10 protein-coding genes are annotated in these 7,925 nt (G+C 40.6%); 6 read left to right on the forward strand and 4 right to left on the reverse strand.

Features of this window, described 5'->3' with window-relative positions:
• Nucleotides 1-84 precede the first annotated feature (84 nt).
• Both R7F67_RS23570 and R7F67_RS23575 read right to left on the reverse strand, forming a co-directional pair.
• On the reverse strand, nucleotides 85-375 hold the full coding sequence (locus R7F67_RS23570; protein ID WP_005377002.1) for a type II toxin-antitoxin system RelE family toxin: 291 nt from the start codon (nucleotides 373-375) through the stop codon (nucleotides 85-87).
• The gene (locus R7F67_RS23575; RefSeq protein ID WP_005377003.1) at nucleotides 365-613 is read right to left on the reverse strand and encodes a type II toxin-antitoxin system Phd/YefM family antitoxin; all 249 of its coding nucleotides are present in this window, start codon (nucleotides 611-613) and stop codon (nucleotides 365-367) included. Before R7F67_RS23575 ends, R7F67_RS23570 begins: the two co-directional genes overlap by 11 nt.
• Before the next feature lie 220 nt (nucleotides 614-833).
• Between R7F67_RS23575 and R7F67_RS23580 the strand changes: the two genes are divergently transcribed.
• The 4 genes from R7F67_RS23580 (at nucleotide 834) to R7F67_RS23595 (ending at nucleotide 4,734) form a co-directional block, all read left to right on the forward strand.
• On the forward strand, nucleotides 834-1,301 hold the full coding sequence (locus R7F67_RS23580; RefSeq protein ID WP_318057403.1) for a hypothetical protein: 468 nt from the start codon (nucleotides 834-836) through the stop codon (nucleotides 1,299-1,301).
• A gap of 192 nt (nucleotides 1,302-1,493) precedes the next feature.
• On the forward strand, nucleotides 1,494-2,792 hold the full coding sequence (locus R7F67_RS23585; protein WP_318057404.1) for an anti-phage deoxyguanosine triphosphatase: 1,299 nt from the start codon (nucleotides 1,494-1,496) through the stop codon (nucleotides 2,790-2,792).
• A gap of 513 nt (nucleotides 2,793-3,305) precedes the next feature.
• On the forward strand, nucleotides 3,306-3,506 hold the full coding sequence (locus R7F67_RS23590; RefSeq protein ID WP_086046822.1) for a hypothetical protein: 201 nt from the start codon (nucleotides 3,306-3,308) through the stop codon (nucleotides 3,504-3,506).
• Between the two features lie 868 nt (nucleotides 3,507-4,374).
• The gene (locus R7F67_RS23595) at nucleotides 4,375-4,734 is read left to right on the forward strand and encodes a hypothetical protein (protein WP_017634597.1); all 360 of its coding nucleotides are present in this window, start codon (nucleotides 4,375-4,377) and stop codon (nucleotides 4,732-4,734) included.
• 171 nt (nucleotides 4,735-4,905) lie between these two features.
• Here R7F67_RS23595 and R7F67_RS23600 read toward each other — a convergent pair whose 3' ends face one another.
• Both R7F67_RS23600 and R7F67_RS23605 read right to left on the reverse strand, forming a co-directional pair.
• The gene (locus R7F67_RS23600; protein WP_017633722.1) at nucleotides 4,906-5,184 is read right to left on the reverse strand and encodes a type II toxin-antitoxin system mRNA interferase toxin, RelE/StbE family; all 279 of its coding nucleotides are present in this window, start codon (nucleotides 5,182-5,184) and stop codon (nucleotides 4,906-4,908) included.
• A complete protein-coding gene (locus R7F67_RS23605; protein ID WP_005398409.1) occupies nucleotides 5,181-5,465 on the reverse strand; it encodes a type II toxin-antitoxin system RelB/DinJ family antitoxin in 285 nt (94 codons plus the stop codon). Before R7F67_RS23605 ends, R7F67_RS23600 begins: the two co-directional genes overlap by 4 nt.
• Nucleotides 5,466-5,659: 194 nt before the next feature.
• On the opposite strand from R7F67_RS23605, the gene R7F67_RS23610 reads away from it, so the two are divergent.
• Both R7F67_RS23610 and R7F67_RS23615 read left to right on the forward strand, forming a co-directional pair.
• Nucleotides 5,660-6,310: a hypothetical protein gene (locus tag R7F67_RS23610; protein ID WP_054577385.1), complete on the forward strand. Its 651-nt coding sequence runs from the start codon at nucleotides 5,660-5,662 to the stop codon at nucleotides 6,308-6,310.
• A 681-nt stretch (nucleotides 6,311-6,991) separates the two neighbouring features.
• Nucleotides 6,992-7,789 carry a hypothetical protein gene (locus R7F67_RS23615; RefSeq protein WP_318057405.1) on the forward strand — a complete coding sequence of 266 codons (798 nt, stop codon included), beginning with the start codon at nucleotides 6,992-6,994 and terminating at the stop codon, nucleotides 7,787-7,789.
• Nucleotides 7,790-7,925 lie beyond the last annotated feature (136 nt).

Here is a 7,925-nt window from a genome sequence, read left to right on the forward strand (position 1 = left end):
TATGCGTTGATTTTAGTGTTTAAGGTGGTATGCGGCGGCTCCGGTATTGTGTTGCTCACACCTTAACAGGGCGTTATACCGCAATCAATCATCTAACCTTTTCATGGCTTTACGGTAAACATCGCTACGTTCGCGTTTTCCAACTGCTAAGACGGTTACAATGATGACATCGTCTTCAACTTTGTAGACGAGACGGTAGCCCGATTGACGCAACTTAATTTTATACATGTTGTCAGCTCCAGAAAGCTTTGAAGCCGGAACATGTGGGTTATCTAAGCGCTCGATTAGCTTTTTCTTAAATTGTTGTTGCAGAGTAGAGCCAAGCTTTTTCCACTCTTTGAGTGCACTCTTTTTAAAGTCGAGTTTATAGGTCATCAATATTTACCGAAATGCTCTCTTCAGATTCACGCTCTTTAGCGATAGCTAGTAGTTCAAGATCTTCGAGTCTGTCCATCATCATTTCGTACGCTTCGGCAGGCACGCAATAAAATGCTGGTTCATTTCGGTTTAATACAGCAACAGGTTCGCCGTAAGCACTAGTTGCAACTTTCATAGGGTTAGCTTTCAACTCAGTAATGCTTGCAGCAACATCGGCTAAAATTCTAGTGGTCATATAATCGGTCTCTTAAGTGGTTTTTATGTTGGTCATTTTAGCCTCAACCAAGCGGTATAACAAGTTGCTTAAGAGTGATTCGCAACCCGTGGCATTTTTACTATGTGTCGGTTTATGTGTTTAAGGTATTATGCGGAGGCTAAGGTATTGCGTTGCTCACACCTTAGCAAGGCGTTAGAAAACATCGAATATTGGATTCGTATAATAAGTAGGATTAAAAATGAATAAAAAAGTACTCTTCTCTATTCGGGAATTGATAGTTGTATTGCTATCTGGCGGCTTACCTTTGCTTCTAGCATATGACTTGGGCGGTTTAGACGAGCTTGACGCTACAATTAGCGGACTGATCGCTCCGGACCTGTTTTTATATTATTGTTGTGGGTTACCTGTTATTTTTGGTGCTGTATATATTGCAGATAAATTTGTCTACATTAATCCTTTGAGCAAAAAGAAAGCTTTTGTTAATTTTGTTATTTCTACTCTTTTTGAATTGAGTACTAATATTGTGGGTATATTCAGACTTGCGTGTGGAGTATTAATGACCTTTCCATTTTTGGTGTTATTCGTAGAATCTCAACTGTTTACAAAAGTTTTTTTAAATTTTTTTCCATACGGTTTGATGGGAGGTTTGGAAGTTACATTTTTATACTGGTTTTTATCAAAAATAGAGTTGAAGCAAAGTTTCTAACAATCTGTTTAAGAGTGATTCGCAACGCGTGGCATTTTTACCATGCGTTGGTATTAGTGTTTAAGGTGTTATGCGGTGGCTTCGGTATTGCGTTACTCACACCTTAACAGGGCGTTATGTTCTTTATCTCTTGATTGCACTGAAATTGCCCCCATGTAAGAAGCTATATCCATCTGAATATTGGGGTTTATAATGTGGGACAAACGCTTCAAACCAGCCACAGATAGTGGCTTTAAACGCAATGAATTTTCGCGAGATCGTGCAAGAATTATTCATTCGGCTTCATTTCGCCGTTTGCAGGGAAAGACGCAAGTTCTCGGGTTAGGGGAAAGTGATTTTTACCGTACCCGTCTAACTCATTCATTAGAAGTGGCTCAACTTGGCAGCGGTATTGCTGAGTTTCTAAAAACTAAATACCCTGAAAGTGAAAATCCAGAAATCTTTGAGTTAATTCCAGAACAAAACTTAATTGAGTCTATTGGTTTAGCACATGATATCGGTCATCCACCTTTCGGTCATGGTGGTGAAGTTGCATTGAATTATTCCATGCGCAACGATGCTGGCTTTGAAGGGAATGCTCAAACGCTTCGTATTTGTACTAAGCTCGGTGAGTATTCCGAAGAAGAAGGGTTGAACTTAACTCGACGTACATTGCTAGGTCTAATCAAGTATCCTGCTTACCATAACGATGTCGTTAATCGTGATCTTTATACTGAAAATGGTGGTATCAATTTAGATGGCTTTAAGCCACCTAAATGTATTTACGACTGTGATAAAGACCAAGTTGATTGGATCTTACAGCCTTTCACAAATGATCGTGCCAAATTTATGTCATCAGAGTCTAAAGTAGGCAAGCACGCTAAACCTAAATATAAGTCGTTCGATTCGAGTATCATGGAGTTAGCTGATGATATCGCCTATGGTGTCCATGATTTGGAAGATGCAATAGCACTTCGATTGGTTGATCAATCAATGTGGCGTCGAGAGGTTGTTGATAAGCTGACAGATCCGTTAAACACATACCCATTAGCTAGCAAGATCGAAGAGCTTACTCAATTGCTGTTTTCTGGCGAAAACAAGACAAGAAAGCGTGCGGTTGGACAATTGGTAAACTATTTCATTAACAAGACAGAAGTGGTTGTATTAGGCGAGTTCACACATAAATTATTCGATTATCAAGGTGAGCTTGATAAGAAGGCACGGGAAGAGCTTGATATTTTTCAAGAGTTTGTTGTGAACAATGTGATTTTTACGCCTGAAGTACAAACACTTGAGTACAAAGGGCAACAAATGATTGTTCAGTTGTTTGATGTAATTTCAAATAATCCTAAGAGATTGTTACCTAAGAAATATTATGAAATGTATAAAGCGCAAAACGACAACCTTCGAGTGATTAGTGATTATATTGCGGGTACAACTGATGACTATGCAACTCGGTTATACCACAAGATTTTCACGCCTTCTTCTGGTTCAATTTTTGACCGCCTCTAAACGAACATAACAAACTGTTTAAGAGTGATTCGCAACGCGTGGCATTTTTACTATGCGTTGCGTTTAGTGTTTAAGGGGGTATGCGGCGGCTTTGGTATTGCGTTGCTCACACCTTAACAGGGCGTTAGGCGGCGGGCAGGAAAGTTCTTTGTTCTCACCTTCTTAGTTCTCTTTGATCATTCATTTTTCTAAGTCGGCAATTCAACATTGTCGACTCAAATTCTTTAATCTCTTCTGCCGTAAAACATGCCAAAGTTCGCGGATTGCCTCATTGGTTTTCACAGTCTGTTGGTTGTGAATTTCACTGGCTCAAAGTGTGGAAAGGGCAAGTTAATCGAGGCTTTCGTTCTCGTTTTAAATTTGCAGCTTTAGTTCACTACTTAACGCGGCGTTAGGCGACGGGCAGGAAAGTTCTTTGTTCTCATCTTCTTAGTTCTCTTTGGCTATTCGCTTTTCTAAGTCGGCAATTTCGTATTGTCGGCTCAAATTCTTGAATTCCTTCAAGCGTAAAACATGCCAAAATTCGTGGGTTGCCTCATTGTTTTATGGGGCTGGTTGACGGTGAATTTCACTGGTTCAAAGTGTGGCAAGGGCAAGTCAATTGAGGTTTTTGAATTTGCTGTGAGTTTGCACCTTTGGGCTTTACGGGTTCAAACCTGCTTTGTTGCTGAAGGTCAGCATTTCGTGGTTGTTGAAACCTTGGCTGAAACATAGTGGCTTTTATGGTTCTTGAATCACAAAAAGTCAGTGGGTGTTTGGTTGCTTATTTGGTTTCGGGTAATCTGCTTTCAAACCAACTTAAAGACTGGTGGGAAACTTCGCCTAACAAGGCGTTTAAGACGGATTCACAACGCTTAGCGATTTCAGTTCAAGTTAGGTTAAGTGAGTAAGGTACAATGGTTTAGGTTTGGTGGTTTGCGTTGTTCACCACTTAACGCGGCGTTAGTCGCCAGAAAAAGCTTGCAGTCAAATCATGTTTCTAAGCTTAAAATTTGGCTGATGATTGTTTGCTATACAGGCTCTTCATCGATGGTCAAAACTCAGTTTCAGGCTGTTTCAAATTCAAAGTTTGCAAGTGTCCAAGCGTTTTTTTGTTCTTTGGCGCTGACAGAACAGGGCAATCGAGCGTCTGTTCTTGGTTGCAATTCTGTCCGGTGAGTTTGTTGGTTCAAAAGCAGATCTACTCGCTGAAAAGTCGTCTTCTCTAGTGTTGTAAGTTCCACGTGGTTTCAGTTACTTTGTTGAAAGTCCGCACTGTGAGATTGGTTTTCCAAAAAGTGCTTTTTGGTGTTGTCAGTCCGTTTTCTACGGCGTTTTATGTTCCAAGTGGTTTCATTGAGTAGCCGCTTTGAGACCACGCCTAACTTAAATGCATCAAAGCACATAAGATTTGTTGTTTGCAAAGTTTAGTTCGGCTTAAAATTGTCTCTCGGTGCCTCGCGACTAACAAACTGCTCAAGAGGGATTCGCAACGCGTGGCATTTTTACTATGCGTTGAATTTAGTGATTAAGGTGGTATGCGGCGGCTTCGGTATTGCGTTGCTCACCCCTTAGCAGGGCGTTAGGTTAATGGAGATAATAATTGAATAAATGGTATGAAGATGATGATAAAGTTAAATCATTGTTTGACGGAATTCGAAACTACATATATTGCGGAGTAATTCTCTATGTTGGTGTTTGGACTGTAATCCGTCCTGCTGGAAATTTATTTATAGATACACTCGGAATACTGTTTAGTTGCTTGGCTATTTACTTGTTTTGGGTGAATACAAAAATAATGGAAAGGAAACTTTTTCAACAGCCTAGAGGCTCTTTGAAAGGGACTATAGTAATTAGCCTGATCTCAACGTTGTTTCTTCTTTTAGGTTTTAGTCTTTTAGTTCAACAACTCACGGTATTAAACTACAGCGACTTCTTTCCTCCGGTTAACGAAAACAGTTAAGGTTAGAAATGAGCGTGCGTTGAGAAATTAACCTAACAAACTGTTCAAGAGGGATTCGCAACGCGTGGTATTTTCACTATGCGTTGGTTTAAGTGATTAAGGTGGTATGCGGCTACTTCGGTATTGCGTTGCTCACCCCTTAACAGGGCGTTAGTTCCCCAGAGGAAGCAATCAATCCGTAGGGAATTTTTGTTTCTGGTGTAGTACACGCATAACTCGGATGATATCGCCCTCAACCCAGTAAGATACAATCATTGAAATCTCAAGAATAATGAGCAATCGTCCGCGGATGCCATCTCGTTGTACACCCATTAAAGGTTGTTCAAGCAAGTTTTCTACTTTTGCTTCAATGAGGTTGTCAGTTTTTTCTGCCGCATCAGGGTTGAAGTCATAGAGAAACTCGAAGATCTTTTCACGATCATTAAGTGACTCTTCTTCCCATAAAATCATTGCTTACCTCGATTACGAATTCTGGCTTTGCGCTCTTCCATTCGAGACTTAGCAGTTTGGTGCTCAACGAAAACAGATTTTCCTGAGTCAAACTTCTCAAATGCTAGGTTTACTTGTTCAGTTAGCCATGCATCGTGAGATAATGTTTTTCTTTGTTGTTCAGCGAGTTGCTCAGTAAGTTCACGGCAAGCATCACTTAGAGTTCGACCTTGGCTCTCAGCCATTTGTTGAGCTAGGCGTTTTGTTTCTTCATCAACACGAAATTGAATTCTAGTGTCCATGATATATTCCTTTGTTGGTGTGTGTACAAATGTTAGCACTAGGCTTTGAGATGGGCAACTAACAAACAATTTAAGAGTGATTCGGCACGCGTGGCATTTTTACTATGCGTTGGTTTTAGTGATTAAGGTGGTATGCGGGAGCATCGTTTTGTGTGCCTCACACCTTAATTGGGCGTTAGCTGCTAGGAGGAAAATTGAAAACAGCATTTGTCGAATATAGTAGTTCTAGTTTTTCAGATCTTCATGATAAGAAGTGGATAGAGAACCTATTTCAATTAGTTCAAGGTACGGAGTTTGACGATACTTTAGATGATTTCCTTGCACAGTGGTGGGGAACTGCCCGCATGTTTTCTTTACCTTGGCTAATGTCGTCTTCACTATCGAATATGTCAGGTGATGAATCGATTGAAATGCAAGACTCAATGTGGGAGCTTCTCATCCAGAGACCCGAAATGCAGGTTGCACTATGGAAAACTGCAGAAAGTGCCTATTGTTCTTTTTACTATGCCTATGAGTGTTTTGTTGTTTCTAGTGTTAGTTTACTAGCGAAGAAAAAGGTTCGTGTTACAGATCGAGATTTCTCGAAGTTAGTTCAGGAGACTCTAGGTTCTAAAGCCTTATCGGTATTTTGGTCATCAAAGGATATTCATTTAGCCAGAGAACTCAGAAATTCAATTGTTCATAATGGTGGTAAGGTAACGAATAAGCTAAATCAAATAGGATACGATGCGCCGTTAGAAAACAATAATATCAAGGTGTCAGCGACTGATGTTCGTAACCTGTATACTTTACTACAAATGAAAGTAACAGAATTAGTCCATATTATGCTTGAAAAACGCAGCTAACAATCTGTTTAAGAGTGATTCGCAACGCGTGGTATTTTTACTATGCGTTGCGTTTAGTGTTTAAGGTGGTATGCGGCGGCATCGGTATTGCGTTGCTCACACCTTAACAGGGCGTTAGTACGGGTTTAGCATCAAAGGTCATCAGTTTTGGTGTTTATCTGTTTTAGCGTTCGTCTTTACACCTTTCAGTTTGTACCTTTCACGTTCTTTCCGGTGGCACTATATGCGGAGTGTTTGCTTTTATTTCACCGTTTACGGTTTCTAACTCTTAGCCTATTTGTTTGGCGCTTCTTCTCTTTCGTGGTTTTTACTAAGTCAGAATTGCCTTTCTTTGGCGTTGCCGTCGAAGTGCGAGGATCGAATCCTTTTCTAATTTGAAGCCAGTAAAAGTGGGGGAGTTCAGTGCGTTTTTCTTCTAGCCAACTTTCGTCTCTCAATGACGGTAAAGTTTTGTAGCTGCCCGTCTCACTTCAGTGTTCAAAGCCTTTCATATCATGCCACTTTTCAATATCTTGGAGTCCATAAATAGAAGTAGCGCATGTACTAACAAATTGCTTAAGAGTGATTCGTAACGCGTGGCATTTTTACTTTGCGGTGGCTTATGTGATTAAGGCGTCGTGCGGTAGCTTTTGTATTGCGTTACTCACACCTTAGCAAGGCGTTAGGCATATAGAGGAAGTAATGAAGATATATCATGATTCAAATAGCTTTATGGAACATTGTTTTCATATACTCGAAACGTCGTTGCCTAGCCCCGAACCAATGATGATAGGTGATGGTTATGTCCTTCGCTATCGCAAAGAACACCACTGCCTTGAAGTTGCTATTTTACAAAAATTGGCGCGCTACATAAGCGGATTAAAAGCTTCCCTATTACTTCTTGAGTCTGGATATACACAGGAAATTGGTGCGCTTTTCCGAACTCTTGACGAATTTGGCGAAGACATCATGTTTCTATCATTACCCGGAATTGGAAAGGGCAAGTGGACATCTACCCATGAAAAATATCTAGATAGCTTTTTTCAAGAAGAGTTTGATAATCCAAATAATGCTATTCTGTCTACTCAAAAACGCCCGACAATACCACGTAAGAAAATACGAGGAGCTATTGCTGAAGCAGGTATGGGTGGTTTAAATCAAAACGATGCCGTCGAGGTATCTCGCACGCTTAGTCAAGCATATAGTGGCTACGTTCACGGAGCCTCAGAACACATACTTGAAATGGTTGGAGGGAATCCATTGCGTTATCACTTATCTGGTATGGCGGGAACTATGCGACAAGATGAGTTCGCTTCGGATTATTGGAACTATTCATATCGAGGTTTAATTTCTGTTGTAATGGCAGCCAAAGTTTTGGGCTCAGCTACGTTAGTAGATGAATGTTACAACTTTCTCGCCTATTTCGAAGAGCGTACTGGCGAGTCAGGTAAAGGTGACGCTGAGCAATTAATGGCGCAAGCTAAACGAAAAAATGCCTAACAAAGCATTTAAGAGTGATTCGCAACGCTTGGCAGTTTCGCTTCGCTCAAGTATAGCCAAGCGTCGCTCACACCTTAATGCGGCGTTATGTTTTATGGAGAACAAGGTGGAACGTTTTAAAGTACGTATTGATGGA

Source organism: Vibrio sp. YT-17 (assembly GCF_033337375.1).
GTDB lineage: Bacteria > Pseudomonadota > Gammaproteobacteria > Enterobacterales > Vibrionaceae > Vibrio > Vibrio alginolyticus.

Bases quoted from the DNA above. Each gene is read 5' to 3' on its own strand.
- R7F67_RS23570 (WP_005377002.1), bottom strand. From the start codon at position 375: ATGACCTATAAACTCGACTTTAAAAAGAGTGCACTCAAAGAGTGGAAA.
- R7F67_RS23575 (WP_005377003.1), bottom strand. From the start codon at position 613: ATGACCACTAGAATTTTAGCCGATGTTGCTGCAAGCATTACTGAGTTG.
- R7F67_RS23580 (WP_318057403.1), top strand. From the start codon at position 834: ATGAATAAAAAAGTACTCTTCTCTATTCGGGAATTGATAGTTGTATTG.
- R7F67_RS23585 (WP_318057404.1), top strand. From the start codon at position 1,494: ATGTGGGACAAACGCTTCAAACCAGCCACAGATAGTGGCTTTAAACGC.
- R7F67_RS23590 (WP_086046822.1), top strand. From the start codon at position 3,306: ATGCCAAAATTCGTGGGTTGCCTCATTGTTTTATGGGGCTGGTTGACG.
- R7F67_RS23600 (WP_017633722.1), bottom strand. From the start codon at position 5,184: ATGATTTTATGGGAAGAAGAGTCACTTAATGATCGTGAAAAGATCTTC.
- R7F67_RS23605 (WP_005398409.1), bottom strand. From the start codon at position 5,465: ATGGACACTAGAATTCAATTTCGTGTTGATGAAGAAACAAAACGCCTA.
- R7F67_RS23615 (WP_318057405.1), top strand. From the start codon at position 6,992: ATGAAGATATATCATGATTCAAATAGCTTTATGGAACATTGTTTTCAT.